The 19,027-nt window shown below is 63.4% G+C and carries 19 protein-coding genes; 7 read left to right on the top strand and 12 right to left on the bottom strand.

Annotated features, from left to right (window positions below; translation table 11 throughout):
* Positions 1–22: 22 nt before the first annotated feature.
* From BMW89_RS23180 to BMW89_RS23170, 3 genes are all read left to right on the top strand, one after another.
* Positions 23–481 carry a hypothetical protein gene (locus BMW89_RS23180; protein WP_244547659.1) on the top strand — a complete coding sequence of 153 codons (459 nt, stop codon included), beginning with the start codon at positions 23–25 and terminating at the stop codon, positions 479–481.
* A 202-nt stretch (positions 482–683) separates the two neighbouring features.
* On the top strand, positions 684–1,388 hold the full coding sequence (locus tag BMW89_RS23175) for a hypothetical protein (protein ID WP_092029307.1): 705 nt from the start codon (positions 684–686) through the stop codon (positions 1,386–1,388).
* 206 nt (positions 1,389–1,594) lie between these two features.
* Positions 1,595–1,987 (top strand): SDR family oxidoreductase, encoded by a 393-nt coding sequence (locus tag BMW89_RS23170; protein WP_244547658.1) that lies wholly within the window; start codon positions 1,595–1,597, stop codon positions 1,985–1,987.
* Positions 1,988–2,077: 90 nt separating this feature from the next.
* On the opposite strand, the gene BMW89_RS23165 is transcribed toward BMW89_RS23170, so the two are convergent.
* From BMW89_RS23165 to BMW89_RS23155, 3 genes are all read right to left on the bottom strand, one after another.
* Positions 2,078–2,431 carry a UBP-type zinc finger domain-containing protein gene (locus BMW89_RS23165; RefSeq protein ID WP_092029306.1) on the bottom strand — a complete coding sequence of 118 codons (354 nt, stop codon included), beginning with the start codon at positions 2,429–2,431 and terminating at the stop codon, positions 2,078–2,080.
* A gap of 310 nt (positions 2,432–2,741) precedes the next feature.
* A complete protein-coding gene (locus BMW89_RS23160) occupies positions 2,742–3,119 on the bottom strand; it encodes a hypothetical protein (RefSeq protein ID WP_143062808.1) in 378 nt (125 codons plus the stop codon).
* Complete coding sequence (locus tag BMW89_RS23155; protein ID WP_244547657.1) at positions 3,116–3,523, bottom strand: hypothetical protein; 408 nt, start codon at positions 3,521–3,523, stop codon at positions 3,116–3,118. The genes BMW89_RS23160 and BMW89_RS23155 overlap by 4 nt, the downstream gene beginning before the upstream one ends.
* 222 nt (positions 3,524–3,745) lie before the next feature.
* Between BMW89_RS23155 and arr the strand changes: the two genes are divergently transcribed.
* The 3 genes from arr to BMW89_RS23140 all read left to right on the top strand — a co-directional run bounded on the left by arr (position 3,746) and on the right by BMW89_RS23140 (position 6,094).
* Positions 3,746–4,162: an NAD(+)--rifampin ADP-ribosyltransferase gene (gene arr / locus BMW89_RS23150; protein ID WP_092029304.1), complete on the top strand. Its 417-nt coding sequence runs from the start codon at positions 3,746–3,748 to the stop codon at positions 4,160–4,162.
* A 232-nt stretch (positions 4,163–4,394) separates the two neighbouring features.
* Entirely contained in the window at positions 4,395–5,489 is a 1,095-nt protein-coding gene (locus BMW89_RS23145) for an amidohydrolase family protein (RefSeq protein ID WP_092029303.1), read from the top strand.
* Between the two features lie 143 nt (positions 5,490–5,632).
* Positions 5,633–6,094 (top strand): hypothetical protein, encoded by a 462-nt coding sequence (locus BMW89_RS23140; RefSeq protein ID WP_092029302.1) that lies wholly within the window; start codon positions 5,633–5,635, stop codon positions 6,092–6,094.
* Positions 6,095–6,176: 82 nt separating this feature from the next.
* On the opposite strand, the gene cax is transcribed toward BMW89_RS23140, so the two are convergent.
* A complete protein-coding gene (gene cax, locus BMW89_RS23135; protein ID WP_092029301.1) occupies positions 6,177–7,277 on the bottom strand; it encodes a calcium/proton exchanger in 1,101 nt (366 codons plus the stop codon).
* Positions 7,278–7,606: 329 nt separating this feature from the next.
* Positions 7,607–8,668 (bottom strand): isocitrate/isopropylmalate dehydrogenase family protein, encoded by a 1,062-nt coding sequence (locus tag BMW89_RS23130; RefSeq protein WP_092029300.1) that lies wholly within the window; start codon positions 8,666–8,668, stop codon positions 7,607–7,609.
* A 172-nt stretch (positions 8,669–8,840) separates the two neighbouring features.
* On the opposite strand from BMW89_RS23130, the gene BMW89_RS23125 reads away from it, so the two are divergent.
* Positions 8,841–10,229 (top strand): MFS transporter, encoded by a 1,389-nt coding sequence (locus BMW89_RS23125; protein WP_092029299.1) that lies wholly within the window; start codon positions 8,841–8,843, stop codon positions 10,227–10,229.
* Between the two features lie 5 nt (positions 10,230–10,234).
* Here BMW89_RS23125 and BMW89_RS23120 read toward each other — a convergent pair whose 3' ends face one another.
* The 7 genes from BMW89_RS23120 to BMW89_RS23090 all read right to left on the bottom strand — a co-directional run bounded on the left by BMW89_RS23120 (position 10,235) and on the right by BMW89_RS23090 (position 18,794).
* Positions 10,235–11,851, bottom strand: a complete 1,617-nt coding sequence (locus BMW89_RS23120) for a B12-binding domain-containing radical SAM protein (RefSeq protein ID WP_092029298.1) — start codon at positions 11,849–11,851, stop codon at positions 10,235–10,237.
* Positions 11,852–12,025: 174 nt separating this feature from the next.
* On the bottom strand, positions 12,026–12,865 hold the full coding sequence (locus BMW89_RS23115) for an aKG-HExxH-type peptide beta-hydroxylase (protein ID WP_092029297.1): 840 nt from the start codon (positions 12,863–12,865) through the stop codon (positions 12,026–12,028).
* A 22-nt stretch (positions 12,866–12,887) separates the two neighbouring features.
* Positions 12,888–13,907 (bottom strand): class I SAM-dependent methyltransferase, encoded by a 1,020-nt coding sequence (locus BMW89_RS23110; protein ID WP_244547656.1) that lies wholly within the window; start codon positions 13,905–13,907, stop codon positions 12,888–12,890.
* A gap of 389 nt (positions 13,908–14,296) precedes the next feature.
* Complete coding sequence (locus BMW89_RS23105; RefSeq protein WP_092029295.1) at positions 14,297–15,457, bottom strand: radical SAM protein; 1,161 nt, start codon at positions 15,455–15,457, stop codon at positions 14,297–14,299.
* A complete protein-coding gene (locus BMW89_RS23100; RefSeq protein WP_092029294.1) occupies positions 15,454–17,400 on the bottom strand; it encodes a RiPP maturation radical SAM C-methyltransferase in 1,947 nt (648 codons plus the stop codon). Before BMW89_RS23100 ends, BMW89_RS23105 begins: the two co-directional genes overlap by 4 nt.
* Positions 17,397–18,455, bottom strand: coding sequence for a radical SAM/SPASM domain-containing protein (locus tag BMW89_RS23095; protein WP_092029293.1), 1,059 nt, complete (start codon positions 18,453–18,455; stop codon positions 17,397–17,399). The genes BMW89_RS23100 and BMW89_RS23095 overlap by 4 nt, the downstream gene beginning before the upstream one ends.
* Positions 18,456–18,539: 84 nt before the next feature.
* Complete coding sequence (locus BMW89_RS23090; RefSeq protein WP_092029292.1) at positions 18,540–18,794, bottom strand: hypothetical protein; 255 nt, start codon at positions 18,792–18,794, stop codon at positions 18,540–18,542.
* Between the last annotated feature and the right edge of the window lie 233 nt (positions 18,795–19,027).

Here is a 19,027-nt window from a genome sequence, read left to right as displayed (position 1 = left end):
GCCATCGCTCGGGAGACCACGAATGAAGCGGATAGTCACCGCCACCATTGCGCTTGCTGCTTCGGTAATGTTCGCTGCCGCGCAGCCAGCAAAAGAGCTCTACCAACCGGGCCTTGGCGAATTCATGACAGCTACGCAGCTTCGCCACGCCAAGCTATGGTTTGCTGGCAAACAAAATAACTGGGACCTCGCTGCTTATGAGATCGACGAGATCAAGGAAGGCTTGGAGGACGCCGCAAGGCTTTTTCCAACACATGACGGCATCCCAGTCGCTGAGATGATCAAGACCATCATCGATCCACGGATAGAGGAGCTTGAAAAGGCCGTTAGAGCAAAGAGCGGTACCAAATTTACGGCCGCCTTCGACGAGCTTACCAGCGGCTGCAATAGCTGTCACGCGGGAGCCAGCAAGCCGTTTATACGCATTCAGCGTCCCATCGCGTCTCCACTGACCAACCAGAATTTTGCGCCAGAAAAATAATGGGAGTTGCGCGCATCGACCACATGACTTCCGAAAAGGGTCAGAAGCGGCGGTCAAAGTGAGTATGGCCCCGCGTCCGGTCTACCGCGGAGTGCTGACATCGCAACTGTCTCAGCTTTGCTCCGCTAAGGGGCCAGAAGCAGACAGAACAATCGCCGGTCTTTAGACGCGATCATTTATAGCTTATCAACCTGAAGCATATATGGGAGAAGCGCAAACTGCGGAACTGGAAATGAAGCCCGAGATAGCCTTCGGCCGATTAGCTCGATCTTGCATTGCCCCAGGGCTCATTTTAGTTTTGGGTCTATGGTCGTTCGACCGACAAGCAGCGGCGGCTTCTGACGAGCTGGAATATTTCCACGAGTGCGTGAAGCAAGAATTACCCACTACTCTGCACCTCTTCGTCATCAAAAATGGTCCAGATGGCTTAACCCGCGCCGAGGACAGCGCAAAAGTCGACATCGTTAATAGCTTATTTTCGGTTTGTAGACAGCGCGCAGTAGACAGCTCACACCGCGTGGATGACCGGTCTTACGTTGACGACAGCGTAGGATCATTCTTCAAGCAGATTCCCAGATTTGTCGAGCTACAGCGTCAAACAGAGCAGCTATGGAAGTCCGATCCTGATAAAGCGATCGAAGACCAAGCAGTGCGCACCTATCCCCTTTGCCTCGAGGGCACTGCACGAAGGTTAGCCCGAACTTCCGACGATCCTGCCGATACGATTGAGCACGGGGCACTCGCAGCGTGCGAGAAAAGTCGACAGACCATCTTCGACACATATTCCAGCCATGGCAAATCCTATGACCCGGAAGCGATGAAGGCTCTGGAGCAGGAGTTTCATCGTAAGTTGCCTGACGTAGTTACGAGGACACGGAATGACGTACGTAAAGCCACGCAGCAATAGCCATTTTTTCTGCCCGTGAAACAAATTCCACTCTGGGTCAAAAGCGGGAAGTGGCGGCCATCTCGCGGCCCGTCAGCTTATCTCTCAGCAGCAGACGTCGGTCGGCACGGAGGTCCGAGAAGGCTCAAAAAGGCGAAATACCGGAGTTGCCTGCCTAGGTCTGCTTCACGTCTCGAAGCGGACATACGCATGCGCTGCTGCCCCAGATGATCGCGCGCAAATGGGGCCGCATCGTCAACATCACCGGCAAGTCCGAGCCGGAAGGCCTCGACGCCGCCTTCGCCACGAAAGTCGCCGTGCACGCCTGGGCAAAAGGCCTGTCGCGCGAGATCGGCGAGCACGGCATCACCATCAACTGCATCCCGCCCGGCCGCATCATGAGCGAGCAGATCCGCCGCAACTACGCGCCGGATTATCGCGAGCGTTTTGCGGAGGAAGAGATCCCGGTCGGCTATTGGGGCGAGCCGGAAGACCTCGCGGCACTCCCGGTGTTTCTGGCGTCACCGGTGGCGCGGTACATCACGGGGACGGTGATCCCGGTGGAGTGGGGGGCGGAGGTATCAGTTTTAGGGACGGGGTTTGGATCCGATCACCCGTAGGATGGGTAGAGCGAAGCGAAACCCATCGATGGCATCCAACGTGAACATGATGGGTTTCGCAACTGCTCTACCCGTCCTACGGCTTATCGCCTATTCGTGGAGCAACCCTTGCCAGTCCGGAGGCACCGCTCCGGCCGGTCCAGGCACCGGCTGATCCAACGGATGCGAGTGAGGGCCTTGCAGCTTCGGTCCGGCGAAAGCCTCTCCTGTCCTATAGTCGTAAAACCATCGTTCGCCCGGCTCAAAGCTCGTGATAACAGGGTGACCAGTCGCCGCGTTGTGCTTCGATGCATGCTGATTGGGCGACGTGTCACAGCAGCCGATGTGACCGCATTCGGCACATCTGCGAAGATGAAACCACCACTCGCCGGCCGCCGAGCATTCCACGCAACCTGCTCCGCTTGGCTTGGCGGCGAGATTGATGCCATCCCTCTCAGACGTCATAGGCCAACTCACTGGAACTGCTCGTGGTCACCGCGGATGCGTTCACGTGGCGGTCTCGTCCCATCTCCGCCACGGCCGCACTTTGCCAGTGCTTTGTCGGACAGGTCAACGTCGCGGCAGTCCATAGGATGGGTAGAGTGCAGCGAAACCCACAACGGTATCCAGGTTGAAACATGATGGGTTTCGCAAGTGCTCTACCCATTCTACGGGCTCTAATAGTGCCCTGCCGCAAGGCTTGTAGAACGCAGCTCTCTGTGTGTGATTGAAATGTCGTCGCGGCGCAATTGCGATTGCCTGACCAAAGCCCGCTCTACTTGAAATACGACGGGTAGGTCCAATACTGGCCTTTCTCCTCCGGCAGATGTGCCCGCATGATTGCTTTTTGGCCGGCGCGGAGGTCTTCGTCGACAATCACTGCGGTGCCTACGGGAAAGGTCCGGCACTCCCCCGAACTCTTCTGCTCGCGCCAGAATGTCGCGAAGCGAGGAGGGTCATTCATCAGTTCGCCAAGCGTTTTCAGCGTCGGCCATGACTTGCATGCGACGGCCGCAGCCGTTGCGGTCACCTTCTGGCCTGGACTGCGCGCCTGCACAGCACCGATGGTGGTCATGGTGACGACGATGATGACGACGATGAACTTCACATCCAGTCCCTCTGCTTGACGGCATTTGATGCCGCGCAGCCTCATTTCACCAGCACCTGCACCTGCCGCAGCGCGGCCATCAGTTCAGCCCGCAGCTTGGTGGGCGGAATTGTAGCGCGGGCGACGGTGGACAGGTGCAGGTCGATCCACGTGCCCGCCTCGACCCGCTCGGCCCGCAGATTGGACTGGACGGCGCCTGGCAGGGACACGTCGAAGGCCACCACCTCCCACGCGCCCTCCCGCAGCGTTTCGACTCGAACTGGGGCGCGAGCGCCCGCATAAGCCGGGGATCGCGATTCGCCCTCCCAGAACGCGTTGAGACCCTTATATTGTTGTGCCGGCTCCAGCCAGCCGCTGACGATCAGCGGCGGCTCCTGTCGCGCGAGCTTGAAGTAGTTGGGCTTGGCAGCCGCCGCATCAGGAAGCAGCGAGGGGTCGGAGACTTTCACGACGACCCTGCTTTGTGGCATTGTAAAATTGAACGGGACTTCAGACCGAGCCACGCCGCTCAAAGCTGCGAACGAGACAATAAAAAAGGTGAACAACAACGCAAATCTATAGCCCGCGCAGTATCGCATCATTCCCCCTCGTCAAGATCAACCAGGATCATAGCTTGCATTAGAATGCACGCATAGCCAGTCATCCGCTTAGCCTCGCCTGGGGATCGTATCATGTCATCTGCGGCAACCGTCTTCGCGCAATCATTCTTCCACGGCACACGGGCGGATTTGAAACCCGGCGACCTCATTGTCGTCGGCCATCGATCCAATTTCACCGACGTCAAGCCGCTGTCCTGGGTCTATTTCGCGGCCACGCTGGATGCAGCGATCTGGGGCGCCGAGCTGGCCGCGGGTACCGCGCGCGGACGAATTTACGTCGTTGAGCCGACCGGACCGATCGTGGACGATCCGAACGTGACGGATAAGAAATTTCCCGGCAATCCGACTCTGTCCTATCGCTCGCGCGATCCGTTGCGGGTCATCGCCGAAGTGACGCAGTGGCAAGGCCACGCGCCTGAACGGCTGCAGCGGATGAAGGACAATATCGCCCGCCTGAAGGCGGAGGGTAATAACAACATCATCGACTAGATCGCTTTCGAGCGACGTGGACACCGGTTCGCCTGAAGCGGACGCGTTCACGCAAAGTTGCGGCTATGATGCGACGAGAGACATCGCTCGGCGACGAAAAATCGGCACATTCCAATCCCCAACAATCACAGCCCATGCCGCAGTCGCACCGCGGGATGCAACTGGACGCCCCATCGCCGATAGAAGTACCACGGCCCCTGTCCTCGCCAATTCATCACGGGAGACGCGCAACATGAACATCTGGAATCGGACGTCGCGAGGGCATCGCTCCTGCCCCACCTGTTACGGCCCGTCCGCGTCGCGCCGCGGCTTTCTCGCGGGCGTCGGTGCACTTGGCCTTGCCTCGGCCATTCCAGCCGCTGCGGTGTACGGACAGACCAGGCCGGCGCTGATCGATACCCACCTTCATTTCTATCCGCCTGAATACCAAAAGCTCTGGCTCGGCTACGAGGACGCACGCAAGCAGCCGCACTTTCCCGGCCAGGTGGCCTGGACCCGCGAGAAGCTCGTCGAGGACATGGACCGCAACGGCATACGCACGGGCATCCTGTCGATCGCTTCCACGCCAGGCGTGTGGTTCGATCTTGCGCCGGCGGAAGCTGGCCGGCTCGCCCGCGCCTGCAACGAGTATGCAGCTGAGATGATGCGCGACCATCCGGGCCGCTTCGGCCTGTTCGCGACCTTGTCGATGCTGGACATCGATGCCACGCTCAAGGAGATCGAATATGCATTCGACACGCTGAAGGCCGACGGGATCGGGCTGCAAAGCAGCTACGGCAACAAATGGCTAGGCAACGTCGCCTACAAGCCGGTGCTGGAAGAGCTGAACCGTCGCAAGGCGGTCGTTTACGTGCATCCGCTGGTCGCGAGTTGCTGTAGTGCGCTCAGCGTCGGCACGTTTCCAGCGGTGATCGAAGTCCCGCACGACACCACACGCACCGTGACGAGCCTTCTGCTCAATGGTTCATTTGCCCGCTACCGCGACATCAAATGGCTGTTCTCGCACGCCGGTGGCACGATTCCGATGATGGCCGGGCGCATCGATTCGTTCTATGGGGCGCGGCCCGACCTGAAGCAGTTTGCACCGGAGGGGATCGAAGGCGAGCTACGCCGGCTTCACTACGACACCGCGAACGCGACTTTTGCGCCGTCCATGGCCGCGCTGCTCAAGCTCGTACCGCCCTCCCAGATCACCTACGGCACCGACTATCCCTACTTCGGCCTTGGCCAGTTCGAACAGTTGCAGAAGCTTGGCCTCTCGACAGGGGATCTCGACGCGATTGGCCATAAGAACGCGACACGTCTCGTTCCGCGGCTGCAGGCTTAGAGCATCGCGCAACCTTACCCGATGCCGCGCCGGGACGGCTGACGCTTGATCTAGATCAAGGCCGCCACGGCCATGCCATCCCGGAATAGGCTGTCGATGGCCGCGCAGAACGCGCAGCCCGCAAGCCAAGGAGATGATCGGTCATGACCTCCTCGAATTCCCTCCGCACCCTCATTCTCGCCGGAGCCGGTGCCCTGCTATCGGGCGCAGTCGCTCAGGCCGGGCCGATCCCGACGCATCTGGTGACGATGAAGTCGATGGCCGATCAGACAACGACCGAAGTGCGCTGGGTTGGCGGCTGGCGTGGCGGCTACGGCTATCGCGGCGTCGGCAACGGCTACCGCGGCAGTTGGGGCTATCGCGGCTACGGCTATCGCGGCCTCGGTTACGGTGTGGCCGCCGGCGCCGTCGTCGGCGGCGCGATTGCGCGGGGCGCCTATTACGGCGGCTATGGCGGGTACTACGGTGGCTACCATGGCGGTTATCCCGCCTCCGGTTACAGCTACCCGGCCGCGTCAAATTACGGTTACGGCGGCAACTATGGCTATGGCTATCGCTATGGCGGCGATTATTGCCCGCCCTCCGGCAGCTACTGGGCCTACTAGCGGGGAAACGTACTCGCCGCTCGGAGGATGGCTTGCCGCGGGCTGCCATTCTCCGATGAGCCAACTCGCCGGCGAGCGCAGCTCATCCCTCGCCCGCCGGCGGGACGACATACAGCGTCAGCGCAAACACCGCGTAGATGAAGATCATCAGGGCGCCGACGAACCATGCCGAGCGTCCACTCGTGGTGATAAAGCTCGCCGCGACCGTCGCAATCATCACCATGGTGACGGCACCCGGCCAGAACTGAAGGTTCATCGGCGTCGGACCGACGACATAGCTGAGCAGCACGAGCGCCGGTGCAACAAACAGCGCGATCTGGGAGGCGCTGCCAAGTGCAATGCTGACGGCCATGTCGAGCCGGTCCTTGCGCGCAGCGGCAAAGGCCACCGCGAATTCGGCGGCGGCACCGACCAGCGAAACGATAATGAAGCCGACAAAGGCCGGGCTCATCCCGAACGATTCCGCCGCCTTCTGCACGGATTCCACGAAGATCTCGCTCACCAGCGCGACCAGCACGGTGACGACCAGCAACGTCCCGACGGCGACCCCGATCGGCCAGTGTCCCTCCTCGTTCTCGCCGTGATCGGCACTTGCGAACAATTCCTTGTGCGTGCCGAGCGAGAACCACAGGCCGAGCGCGTAAGCAGCAATCAACAGGATTGAAATGCCGACGCTCAGCTTGTGAATGACGCCGCCGCCCTGCGGCAGATGCTCGAGGTCAGCGACCGCCGAAGGAGCCAGCAGGGCGACGGTCGCCATCAGCAATAGGCCGGACGAGAGCCGTGCGCCGGCGCGGTTGTACTCCTGCACATGATAGCGCATGCCGCCGATCAGCAGGCAGGCGCCGAGCATGAACACCGCGTTGGTGACGATCGCGCCCGCAATCGAGGCTTTCACCAGCATGTACTGGCCCGCACGCAGCGCGGTGATGGCGATGATCAGCTCCGTCAGATTGCCGAGCGTTGCGTTGAGCAGTCCGCCCACGGCATCGCCCGTCCTGGCGGCGACCGCTTCGGTGGCGTGGCTGAGCAGCGCCGCCAGCGGCACGATCGCAAGCACGGCGAGCACGAAGAGCAGTGTGTGGGAATACGGGGCTATGGCCTCCGCCACCAGCACGCCCGGCACGAAGACCAGCATCCAGAGCAAAGGGGTATCCCGGATTTCCCTGAGCAGAGTTCGCATATGGGCCGCCCTTTCCATGGATGCGTTGCTGGAAAGGTCGGGCGGAGCCGCGGGGTGAGTCTTGATCTGGCTCAAGCGGGCCGGGGGAGACGCCCCACTGGAAGGCACAAAACCGACATCGCGCACGATGAGAATGTGCTCTCGTCCCCGACCGCTGGCACGATGACATCATGCCAGTGTTTTGCCCGACGGGTCAACGTGATCGTGGTCACGCATGCCTTCGCGACGATCGGCCAAAAACCCCTTGACGATCAAGGGGCCTTCTACTGTGCATGGGGTTGTTTTCGAATTTTTGTTTTGAGGCACAAGAAAAATCGCGCGGGCGGCGCCTACTCCGCCTGCAAGATCTCCGCAATCGCAGCCCCCGCCGCGATCGTGCCGAGCTTGCCGCCGACGTCACGCGTGGCCCTGCCCTCACGAAGCGCCTTCGCCACCGCAGCTTCGATCGCACGCGCAGCCTCCTCGTAGCGGACGGCGCCGGTCTTCTCGCCATGGCAGCCGAGCAGCAGCGCGGTCGACAGGATCAGCGAGACCGGATTGGCGACGTCCTGCCCCGCGATGTCGGGCGCCGAGCCGTGCGCGGCCTGCGCCATCGCATAGCGGTCGCCGACATTCAGCGAGCCGCCGAGGCCGAGGCTGCCTGACAGCTCAGCCGTGAGATCGGACAGGATGTCGCCGAACATGTTGGTGGCGACGATGACGTCGAAGCGGTCGGGGTTGCGCACCACATGCGCCATCATGGCGTCGACCAGGATGTCGTCGACTGCGAGACCGGGATAGCCCTTCGCCGCCGCACGGCAGATGTCCAGAAACATGCCGTCGCCGATCTTGAGCACATTGGCCTTGTGCACGATGGTGAGATGTTTTCGGCGCTTCATCGCCAGACGACACGCAGCATGCGCGATGCGCTCGCAGCAGAGGCGCGTGATCCGGCGTAGCGAGATCACGACATCAGGCGTGACCAGCATCTCGCCATTGCCCTGCTCCATGTTGCGGTCGGCGTAGAAGCCTTCGGTGTTCTCGCGCACGACGACGAGGTCGAACTCGCCGAGCCGGCCGGGCCGGCCGGCATAGGTGCGCGCGGGCCTGATGTTGGCGTAGAGGTCGAGGTTTTTGCGAAAATGCCTGGATGGATTGATCTCGCCATGCGCCTCGTCCTTGAAGTCGAAGGTCGCAGTCGGCCCCAGGATCAGACCGTCGGCGGCGCGGACGATGTCGAGCAGCTCGGGGCGCACCGTCGTGCCTGAGTGCTTCAGGCTCGCATGGCCGACCGCGTGCTCCTCCAGCCGCAAATTGAGCTGGAAGCGCTCGGAGGCCGCGCGCAGCACACCGGATGTCGCTGCCGTGATCTCGGGCCCGATGCCGTCACCGGGCAGAACGACGATTTGCATGGCGCTTCCCCTGAATTGCAGCCGATGGCGCGATCATACGCCGAGGCGTGGCGGCTTCGCCCAGCCTTCGCGCATACAATGCATGCGTGCTTGTACCTGTGGAAGCGGGCCCAAGCGTAGTACATGCCAAAAGTCCCCTTTAGCCACGCGGCCGGAGCAACGCGCCAACGCAATGACAATCACGTTACCCGCCGCCGCGCGCGAACCCGACCACACCATGTCCGACGGCCTGCCGGCAGCCCAACGGCGCTGGGCGATCGCTGCGATCTTCACCGCACTGGCGATGGCCTCGCTCGACACTGCGATCGCCAACATCGCGTTGCCGGCGATTGCCGCCGACCTGCATGTCTCGCCGGAGCAGTCGGTCTGGGTCGTCAACGTCTACCAGATCGCGCTGGTGGCAACGCTGCTGCCGCTCGGGGCGCTCGGCGAGATCGTCGGGCACCAGCGCATCTATCTCGGCGGCCTGATCCTGTTCACCATCGCCTCGCTGTTCTGCGCAGTGGCGTGGTCGCTGGACAGCCTCTTGGTCGCGCGCACGCTGCAAGGCCTGGGGGCCAGCGGCATCATGAGCGTCAACACTGCGCTGGTGCGCTTCGTCTATCCCGGACGAATGCTCGGCCGCGGTTTTGGTCACAACGCGCTGGTGGTCGCGACCGCCTTCACCCTCGGACCCTCGGTTGCCTCCGCCATCCTCGCGCTCGGGCCGTGGCCTTGGCTGTTCGCGGTCAACATCCCCTTTGGCCTGGTCGCGACCGGCATCGGCTTTGCGATGCTGCCGAAGACGCCGCGCGCCGATCACGGCTTTGATTTTCTCGGCGCGCTGCTGGCGTCGGCCTGCCTCGGCCTGTTCATCACCGGCATCGGCAGCGCCGCGCATAATCTGTCGCCGGTTATCGTGGGCATCGAGCTGGTCACCGGGCTTGCGCTCGGCTTCATCCTGACGCGCCGGCACGCCGATCACCCAGCGCCGATGCTGCCGATCGATTTGTTCAGCCGTCCCATGTTCGCCCTCTCGGCGGCGACCGCAGTCTGCTCCTTCGCCGTGCAGGGCCTCGCCTTCGTCTCGCTGCCGTTCTATTTCGAGGACGTGCTGGGACGCTCGCAGGTCGAGACCGGCTTCTTCATGACGCCGTGGCCGCTGGTGGTCGGCATCATGGCGCCGATCGCCGGCCGCCTCTCCGATCGCTACGCAGTGGGATTGCTCGGCGGCATCGGTCTCGTGCTGCTCGGCCTCGGCATGGCGCTGCTCGCGATGCTTCCGGCCAATCCTGCCATCCCCGACATCATCTGGCGGATGGTGATCTGCGGCATGGGTTTTGGTTTCTTCCAGGCCCCGAACATGAAGGCGGTGATGTCCAGCGCCCCACCGCACCGCAGCGGCAGCGCCTCCGGCATCGTCGCGACCGCGCGGCTGACGGGACAGACGACGGGCGCAGCACTCGCCGCCGCCTGCTTTGCTCTCGCCGGCCACAGCGGTGCGACCGTCGCGCTCGCACTCGGCGCAGGCTTTGCAGCACTCGGCAGTGTGATGAGCTTCTTGCGGCTGGCGGTGAAGTAAGGCCCTCAGGCCAGATGCCGGGCTGCGGTCACATCGATCGCCGCCGCAGGGATGACGGCCTCGTCGTCGAGCGCAGCAAGGCGCACATCGATGGCATCGATGACCTTGCGCGAGAACGGCCCGAGATGGGCATAGGCCGCGATCATCTGAACGGCAATGCGTGCCGATGACGTGTCGCGCTTGGCGCAGTTCATGAAAGTCTGCCACAGCGGGCGCCCGTTCGGAATCGCCGTCACCACGCGATGCACCGTCTCCATCGCTCCGATTCTGGCGCGGATGTCGCCTTCGGCGAGCTCGGGGCGCTGCCTGGAGCGGTCGAGAAGCGTCATCAACTTGTCGATGCGGCCTGCATAGGCCGCGGGGCTATAGACGCGTTCGAGCACGGTCTTGTAGTCCATCAGGATATCGCGCAGCGGACGGACCGGATCGAAATTGATGCCGCCGGTGCACTGGTCGCCGCCCGTGGTCGACGCCAGATCGTGGTCCGCATGCAGCCGGCCCTCCTTCTCAAGGCGGCGCGTCAGCTGCGTGTTCGGCAACGCATAGAGCAGGCCGACCATGGCGACCGGGATCGCGGCCTCCTCGATGAAGTCGACCATGGCATCCGCCATCGCAACCTTCTCGTTGTCGAAGCCGACGATGAAGCCCGCGGTGACGAGCATGCCGGCGGCGTAGATCTTGTGGATGCTCTCGGCAATGTTGCGGCGCGTGTTCTGCTTCTTCCGCATCGCGACCAGCGTCGCGGGATCAGGGCTTTCAATGCCGACGAAGATGGCGAAGAAATTGGCCGCCCCCATCAGGTCGAGCAATTCAGCATCGTCGGCGAGATTGACCGAGGCCTCGGTCGACAATTCGAACGGATAGCCGTGCGCGCGCTGCCATTCGGCGAGCTTCGGCAGGAACTGCCTGAGCGATTTCTTGTTGCCGATAAAGTTGTCGTCGACGAAGTCGAGATGGCCGCGATAGCCCATCTGGTAGAGCTTCTCGAGCTCGACGAACATCTGCTCGATCGTCTTGGTCCGCGGCACCCGCCCGTAGAGCTCGATGATGTCGCAGAACTCGCAGGTGAACGGACAGCCGCGGGAATACTGTACACCGAGATAGAGATAGTCCTCGAACTTGAGCAGGTCGAAGCGCGGCACCGGCGTCCTGGTGACGTCGGCCTGGAATTTCGGCGCGGTGAAGGTGCCGGCGCGTGCGCCGCTGTCCCAGGCCGCGATGAATTCGTCGATGATGCTTTCGGCTTCACCGAGCACGCGGAAATCGGCGCGTTCGTAGACATGGGGGCTCGAGGTCGGATCGGGACCGCCGACGACCACCGGCTTGCCGGCCGCGCGGCACTCTTCGATCAGGCGCAGCGTGTCGGCCTGCTGCGGCAGCATTCCGCCGGTGAAGACGACGTCGGCCCAGGCAAGATCGTCGTCACCGAACGCTTGCGTGTTGCAATCGATCAGCCGGACGGTCCAGCTCTTGGGCAACATCGCGGCAACGGTAATCAGGCCGAGGGGAGCAGCAGGGCGCTTCACGCCCATCAGCTTGCAGGATTCCCCAAAACTCCAAAACGACTCCGCCGTGAAGAGCGGATAGAGCATCAGCACGTTGCAAGGCTGCGGTACGTTCATAGAACCCCTTTGGCTTCACCCCCAGTGTAGCAGAGCGTCCTCGTCTTGCACCCCGGCAAAAGGGACAAACTGTCGCTGCAACGCAGCAGCGATCGGACCTGGAACCGCCGTTCATGAACGGACGTCGTCCCAAGCCGCGCGTCTGGCGTCCGGGGCTGGAACCGGGCCCGCTGATCAGGCGCGCTCGGTCGCAAGCAGCTTCCGGCTGCTCGCCAGCACGTCGCTGCACCAGGCGAAGAAGCCGCCGAGGAACTCGCGGCCGGCCGCGTCGGTGCGGGCGTGCTGCCGCAGCGTCTCGAACCCCTTCTCCATCCGCGAGGCATTGCGCGCAAGCAGCGTGCGGATATCGCTGCGAACTTGCGGATCCTCCTCCTGCTCGAGCAAGTACACGTCGAGCTGGGTGACGTGGATGAACGAATATTGCGCGTGCAGCACCGCCGTCATGGGGCGCGGCCGGTCGACCACGATCGGGCTCGGATAGAGCTCATCTTGCGGATTGCTGATGATCCGGATCGCATTCTCGTTGGCGACGCCGAATGCCCGCAGCTTGTGATGCGCCATTTCATGCACGATCGCCTGCGCGGTCGCGAGCGGACAGTTGACCGTGAGGCCGATGACGCCGAAGCGCGCATCGATCGAATGGCTGGCCGAGCCGAGGCGGCCGGGCCCTTCGGTCGGCTGCTCGGTGTCGTGATAGCACTGGATCGTGTGGACGATGTCAGGCCATTGTCTTGCAGCGAGCGGCCAGCGGCGGACGTAATGAAGCGCCTGCTCCATGGCCGTGATGGCTTGCCCGTCGGGGACGAACCGCGGCGCTGGCAGCAAGGGATCGTCGGTGCGCAGGGCAACCCTGCCCTCAGCAACGGCCGGCGCGCCGTTCACCGGAGGTCGCTGCGGCGGCAGCGGGCGCCACGGGGTCGACTCGGTTTCGATCAGGCCGAGAGCGACGGCGGTGTCGTAACCATCGGTCTGCGGTCGTGCTGTGCGTTCCCAGTCAATCGACGTCGCATTCATGGCGCGTTCTCCTTCAAACCGGTCAGTGCAGGCGATCCATCGCCGGCGAGAGCGTCGCGGACACCCGCGCCGCGCGCCCAGGCAGCAAGGCAAGCCCCATCGTTGCCGCAAGATTGTCCATATCCCTGAAGCGGTGCAGCGACCGGTCGGTGCCGATCACGATGATCGACCTTGCGATCGCGGAGATGGCGACGAGCGCGTCGCGATCGCCAAGCCGCTCCGGATCGACGAAAGCGATATCGATGCCGCCGGGAACCAGACGCGACAGTGCCGCGAGCGCTTCGATGCTCGCCCCGGCGAGCACAGGCGATGACGCGCCGAGGCGTTGGCGTGCGGCTTCCGCGAGCGCGGTATCTTCTTCCGTGCCGTACAATTTCAGCTTGGGCTTTGTTTGCGCAAGCAGCTGCAGCAACAAGCCATCGCCGCATCCGACATGCACGGCCGTTGTGGCGCGGCGCAGCGCAGCGGTCTGCTCCCAGACAACGGCGCTGAAGCGCGAGCGCATGGCGAAAGGACTCGCGAAACCGGCCGATTCAAATCCGATGCCGAGTTCGGCGAGGATATCGGCGCTGCCTGCGGCGGTGATCGCTGCGGCCTTTCGTTTTTCCGGGCGCGGCGCCGGCGCGGCGGGACGAGGCTGCGACGGACCCTCGTCGGACAGCCATGTGCAGCGGAACGCAGCCGTCGTGATTTCGGCGATGCCATTGACCAGCGACGCGTTGACCGTCCAACATGCGATCTCTTCCAGCCAGCTCATTTCCTCGATGAATCCGAGCTGGCGGCCAAGATCGAGAAACGCCCGCGAACGATCGCGCGTGGCGACACACCCCGCCGAACACGGCGCATGCCGCACCGGTCCCAGTCCGAGAACCCCGAGCGCGGTATGCGCGGGCATCGCCGCGTTGTCCTCGCGGGCGAGCAGGCTCGCGAGCGAATCGCTTCCGCCGCGCCGAAGATGGTTCGCCCAAGATTCCGCGCAACAGGCGGGATAGCCGAACCGTATCGCCGTCTTCACCACGTCCTCTGCAGCCGGATCGGCCATCGCGACATCGAGCGCCGCAGCGCCGATCAGGAACGCATAATCGAGCAGCCGTTTCGGTTCGTCGATCCACGCTTCCTGCGTCCAGTCGGCGGCATAGCCGAGCGAAGCCTTGACCGGCTTCGCTTCCAGGCCGATCGCGCGAGCCCTCTCCGTCAAGGCCTCGATGCCATCATAGCCGGTCCACAGCACAGTCGCCGGAATGTGCTCCCGTCGCACCATCTCCAGCTCGATCGCAATCGCAACGTCGCGGAGACGGTCCAGACGCGGCTGCCAGAGCGCACGCGCCTGCGGCCCGCTGAAGCTGATGCGCTGTGCGGCTGCCTTGGCGACAACCGGCTCCCGCGGAGTAGCTCCGAGCGGAGGACGGGGCCAAGTTAGCCAAGTTGACGTCATGTTGCCTCCGCCGGCTGGAGCAGCGAATGCAGGGTGGGATTATCACCGATCGACCAGGCCGCGATCATCTTCGCTTCGAGATCGGCGCGGCGCTCCGACCGGCTGATCACGGTTTCCCCGTTCGCCTGAAGTTCGGTCTCGATGTCCTCGAACAGACCGAACCACACCGGACAGTCGATCGAGCGCTTCCGCCAGTCGCCGCCGATCGCGGTGCCCGGGCAATTGCCCTTGCAGGCGAGGAAGAATCGGCAGTCCTGGCATCCGTCATCGGACTGCGGCGTGCGATAGAGCGAGAGCTGGCGCTCGAATGCTTCGCGGCTCGCGCGCAGATGGGTGACGCCATCCTTGTTGGTGCGGCCGCAATTGCCGAGCCGGCCATCGCTCTCGACGCCGACCACGGCACGCGTCGCATAGGGATCGCAGGCGTGGAACACGCACGAGGTGCGGGCGTCGTCTCCCCTGAGCATCGCGGCCATCTCGGCGAAGATGTCAAACTCGACTGACGACAGCTCCTGTTCGAGCTGGCGCAATCGCCTGAGAGCCACGAGATTCTCCTGCGCGGTGAGCGCGAGGCCCTCGCCTCCTTCTGTTTCGTCCTGCTCCAGCAGATGTAGCCGCAGCTTGCGCACGCCGAGGCTGCCGAGAAACCCGATCCAGTCGCAGAGCACGGCCAGCCGATCCGGCGATGCGTTGATCCGGTTGAGCGTCACGATCACGTTCGGCGGCATGCCCTCGCGGCACAGCGTCTCGATTGCCGCCTCGATCCGCGCGGTCGCGCGCCGCGTCGCCGGCAGACTGCCGGCCCAGCGGGCATCGTTGAGCGGTCCCGGACCGTCGATGGAGATGCCGATGCGCACGCGGTATTTCCTGAACAGCTCGATGTCGCGTTCCTCGATCAGCGTGCCGTTGGTCTGCATGCCGACGCCGCCATGGCGGTCGAAACCCAGCTGCATCAGCCGTTCGAGATCGGGCCGGCGGGTCATCATGATCTCGCCACCGAACAGGCTGAACGGCTCGGCCAGTCTGTCGAGCGTCGCCATGATCGCATCGAGATCGTAGCGCGTCGGCACGTTGCCGGCAGTGCGGATGCCCTCCTGATAGCAGTAGCGGCACTTGATGTTGCACTTGTCGCCGAGCGGGCGGACTTCGACGGTCATGGCTGCACCCGTTCGAGGTCGGCCGGCTCTTTGCCGACATCCGTCAAGCTCGCGAATACTGTCGCGCGTTCACGCGGAAGGATGAAACCGAGCGGAAACTCGGCGCGCGCTTCGGCATCAAAGATCTCCCGGCCGGCCTCCGTGACCAGCGAGAGCATCCTGCCGTCGATCTCGACCGCGAACCGCCGCGTCAAGACGGCATCCATTGCGGCGCCGACCAACGCTGCTTCGAAACAATCGGCCAACTGCTCGACGACGTTCGGTCGCGTGCAGGGATTGCGCAGCAGATTGAGCACGGCGACCTCCGCCCGTGTCGGGCAATAGAACGGCTGGAGCGCGCATGCGCGGGTGTCACTGACGAGATGCGCGGCGCCTACGGCCGTCATCGTCAATTGAGGCGCGAACGGCTGGTCGAACCAGCGCGCGCGCCAGCCCGCGCTCGCGGCCTTGAGCGACAGCAAATCCTGCTCGCGTGCGGCGTCAGGCGCATCGCCCTCGAAGAAGTAAGCGAGGTTAGCGAGATCCTCGTCCGGGACGTCGTAGATCGCGCCATAGGCCGGCATCTGCGTGACGTTGTGAAAGCCGATCTCTGCGGCGCGTTCGAAATTGGGGCTGAAGCGGTCGAGCCTGATACGGCCGCAGCCGACCGGCGGCTGAAGATGCTCGAGCAGCGGCACCATCTTGGCGACGGCGTCATAGGCCTCGCGCGGCTCGCCGGGAAAGCCATAGAGGATCGACCAGACGAGGCCAACGCCGAGCTCGCGGCAATTGCGCAGCAGACGCAGGTTGAGCAGAGCGCTCACGCCCTTGCGCATGAGATGCAGCACCGGATCGGACAGGCTCTCGATGCCGGGCTGCAACCAGACAGTCCCGGCCAGCGCCAGCTTCTCGAGCTGCGCCTCGTCCATATTGGCCTTGATCTCGTAGAAGAAGCGAAAGCCGTGCGCCGGCCGCTCGGCGAGCTTTCCGAGCACGCCGTCGATGTGGCTCATGCCCAAAATGTTGTCGGTTGCGGCGAAGCGGCTGATCCCGAACTCCGCATGCAGCGTCTCGATCTCGCTCAGCACGCGCGGCGCCGACTTGGCCCGGAACGCCATACCCTCCCCGTTCAGGCCGCAGAAGGTGCAGTGGTGTTTTTGGCCCCACCAGCAGCCGCGCGAGGACTCGAACGGAATAGAGGGGCGCACGCGGGCGGCTTCCGACAGCTCCGCGAGCTGCACGAAATAGTCGGCGTAGTCGGGGATCGGCAGCGCATCCATCGCGGTTGGACCGGTTGCGCTACCTGCGGCCGGCCGGTCGCGAGACAGGCACCCCGACAGGCCGCGAGGCACATCGCCACGCAGGATCGCCTCGACGGCCGGCCCGAACACAGTGTCGGCTTCGCCATTGAAGACATAGTCGATCTGCGCGAAATTCTTCAGCAGCACTGCGCCCATCGGCCCATGGCAATTGGCGCCACCGAAGCAAACGACCACGGACGGATCACGCGCCTTGACCGCGGCAGCGATCGCAAGCGAAGCGACCGTCTGCTCGAACATCGAGGTGAAGCCGATGATTCTGGGGTTTCTTTCGAGCAGCCGCTCGGCTGCTTCCTCGACGAAGGAGGGAATCAAATTGCGGCGAATCTCGTAGAGCCGTTCGAACCCCTTGCGCTCGATGGCGGCGCCGAGCTCATGGATGTGGCGCTGCACCTGCGGCCGGTTGGGCCGCGGGCCCAGGCACTCGCCAAACAGCCAATCGCCGGCCAGCAGATGGCTCGGCAGCTTCTCCGCAAGCTGCTCGTTCAGATCGAGCCCGATGCGATCGGCGAAGAGCAGATTGAGATAGAGCGTCTCGGCCCGAATCCCGTTCTGCCGCAGCAGCGCCTGCAAAAGGCCGAGCGCCGCCGACGGCCGCACCACGGACATCACCGGCGCAGAGCAGAAGAGGACATCGACGCTCATTGGGCGGCCACGATGTTTTCAGGCACAACCTGTCCGTCCAGCAGGATCTCGCAGGTCTCGATCTGGCTCCGGCGCGCTTCAGCAGCGGCGCGCACGCGCGCCAGCAGTTCCGGCGACCGAAAGATTCGATCGCAGGCGGTGCAAATCCCGTCGAAATCCTCCACGCGCATCGGCACGGGATCGTCGACCGTGACGGCGGCCAGAATGGCAACCGGACCTTCGAGCCTGATCCAGCGATAGAGAGGATCGTCGGCGGCCGCCCGCATGGCGGCTTCGATCCCCTCTTCGGCAATGTGGCCGACTTTCAGGGAATCGTAGTGAGGAAGCACACCGCAGCAGGGCTGGATGCCGCCCTCGTGATCGACCGTGAGGGTGTAGAGAACGGACTCGCACGGTCCGCGGTAAGCCGACGCGTGGCGAACGCGCCCCGCTCGCGTTTCCTCATCCGTGCCCTCGCCACGGCCGGTCGAGTTGGCGACAGTTTCGTAGATGTTGATCCCAGGCTCATCCTGGAGGCCAAGGTCGACGCGCAGGCTGGCGGCGGTGATCCGCGAGCCGGCCTCGACCACCACCGCGATTCGAAGCAGCAGGCCGCACTCCCGCGCGGCCGCGACCGCATTGGCGATGAAGTTCAGCGGCACAAATTCGGCATGGGGATCGTCATAGGACAACGTCATTTCAGTGAGGCCCGCAACCCGCAGCTGTTGGACAGCCGCCATCGCGCGCGCAGGCGACTTGGCCCAGAACGCACTCGTGGTGATGCCGGCGCGCAAGCCCAGCGATGCGGCCAACGCGACGGCTTCAGCTACGATATCCGCGTGCAGCATCGGATCGCCACCGACGAAATGGACGATCTCCATCGACGGTATCTGCGCGGCCTGCTGAATGCAGCGATGAACGTCAGCGGCGGAGAGATGGCCGCCGTGAAACATGTCGGATGAAAAGCAACAGTGCGAGCACTTGAGCGGACATTTCAGCGTGACGTTCAAAACGAGATTCTTAGGCGTCACCCTGGCCGCGCGGAAATCGGATAAATATTGTGCGCCGTGCGCCATGGCCGACGACCCCATATCCCGGCTGCCCGGCGAACCGGTCAGCCGGCCATCATGATCTGCCGACGAAAGTTTGCCGAAACCGGATCAGAGGAGGTCGATATGGATCGAGCCGGCCTGTACGCCACCGCTACGCGAGGCCAGCTTGCCCCGCAGCATCGACGCGGTCTGCTCGTCGAGCTGTACGCCGACGCTGCTCAGATACGAGACCGGGTCCTTGCTGACGTCGCTCGCGAGGCCGAGCAGGTCCGCGTGGCTGGTGAGTCCGGAAGGCGTTTTCGCTTTGAGATCGTTACCTGACGCAAGAACTTTTTCGAGATCAATCGTGACGATGCGACCCATGGCGTTTCTCCCTTAGGATGGACTAATGATCCATCAAACCAAAGGTTGTACAATACCCCTAGATAGTCAAATGAAATCGATGCGACCAAAGGCTGCGGACTTGTACCGCCGTTCACACGCCGCGACACCGCACTCCCGGAATTCTTCCCGGCGCGCTTCAATCTCTTTGAGCGGTGAACCCTCGGACTATTGATTTGAACAGTTCCAATTTGCCAGACACATTGTTTCCTGAG

It is taken from the genome of Bradyrhizobium sp. OK095, assembly GCF_900109945.1.
Lineage (GTDB): Bacteria > Pseudomonadota > Alphaproteobacteria > Rhizobiales > Xanthobacteraceae > Bradyrhizobium.
The sequence above is the reverse complement of the archived record's forward strand: the minus strand, read 5'-3'. Positions and strand labels throughout refer to the sequence as shown.

Excerpts from the sequence above, each read along its gene's own strand:
- BMW89_RS23125 (WP_092029299.1), top strand. The coding sequence starts at position 8,841 with ATGACAATCACGTTACCCGCCGCCGCGCGCGAACCCGACCACACCATG.
- BMW89_RS23115 (WP_092029297.1), bottom strand. The coding sequence starts at position 12,865 with ATGAATGCGACGTCGATTGACTGGGAACGCACAGCACGACCGCAGACC.
- BMW89_RS23120 (WP_092029298.1), bottom strand. The coding sequence starts at position 11,851 with ATGAACGTACCGCAGCCTTGCAACGTGCTGATGCTCTATCCGCTCTTC.
- BMW89_RS23165 (WP_092029306.1), bottom strand. The coding sequence starts at position 2,431 with ATGACGTCTGAGAGGGATGGCATCAATCTCGCCGCCAAGCCAAGCGGA.
- arr (WP_092029304.1), top strand. The coding sequence starts at position 3,746 with ATGTCATCTGCGGCAACCGTCTTCGCGCAATCATTCTTCCACGGCACA.
- BMW89_RS23180 (WP_244547659.1), top strand. The coding sequence starts at position 23 with ATGAAGCGGATAGTCACCGCCACCATTGCGCTTGCTGCTTCGGTAATG.
- BMW89_RS23160 (WP_143062808.1), bottom strand. The coding sequence starts at position 3,119 with ATGAGGCTGCGCGGCATCAAATGCCGTCAAGCAGAGGGACTGGATGTG.
- BMW89_RS23110 (WP_244547656.1), bottom strand. The coding sequence starts at position 13,907 with ATGGCCGATCCGGCTGCAGAGGACGTGGTGAAGACGGCGATACGGTTC.
- BMW89_RS23170 (WP_244547658.1), top strand. The coding sequence starts at position 1,595 with ATGATCGCGCGCAAATGGGGCCGCATCGTCAACATCACCGGCAAGTCC.
- BMW89_RS23100 (WP_092029294.1), bottom strand. The coding sequence starts at position 17,400 with ATGAGCGTCGATGTCCTCTTCTGCTCTGCGCCGGTGATGTCCGTGGTG.
- BMW89_RS23095 (WP_092029293.1), bottom strand. The coding sequence starts at position 18,455 with ATGGCGCACGGCGCACAATATTTATCCGATTTCCGCGCGGCCAGGGTG.
- BMW89_RS23145 (WP_092029303.1), top strand. The coding sequence starts at position 4,395 with ATGAACATCTGGAATCGGACGTCGCGAGGGCATCGCTCCTGCCCCACC.
- BMW89_RS23140 (WP_092029302.1), top strand. The coding sequence starts at position 5,633 with ATGACCTCCTCGAATTCCCTCCGCACCCTCATTCTCGCCGGAGCCGGT.
- BMW89_RS23090 (WP_092029292.1), bottom strand. The coding sequence starts at position 18,794 with ATGGGTCGCATCGTCACGATTGATCTCGAAAAAGTTCTTGCGTCAGGT.
- BMW89_RS23105 (WP_092029295.1), bottom strand. The coding sequence starts at position 15,457 with ATGACCGTCGAAGTCCGCCCGCTCGGCGACAAGTGCAACATCAAGTGC.
- cax (WP_092029301.1), bottom strand. The coding sequence starts at position 7,277 with ATGCGAACTCTGCTCAGGGAAATCCGGGATACCCCTTTGCTCTGGATG.
- BMW89_RS23175 (WP_092029307.1), top strand. The coding sequence starts at position 684 with ATGGGAGAAGCGCAAACTGCGGAACTGGAAATGAAGCCCGAGATAGCC.
- BMW89_RS23130 (WP_092029300.1), bottom strand. The coding sequence starts at position 8,668 with ATGCAAATCGTCGTTCTGCCCGGTGACGGCATCGGGCCCGAGATCACG.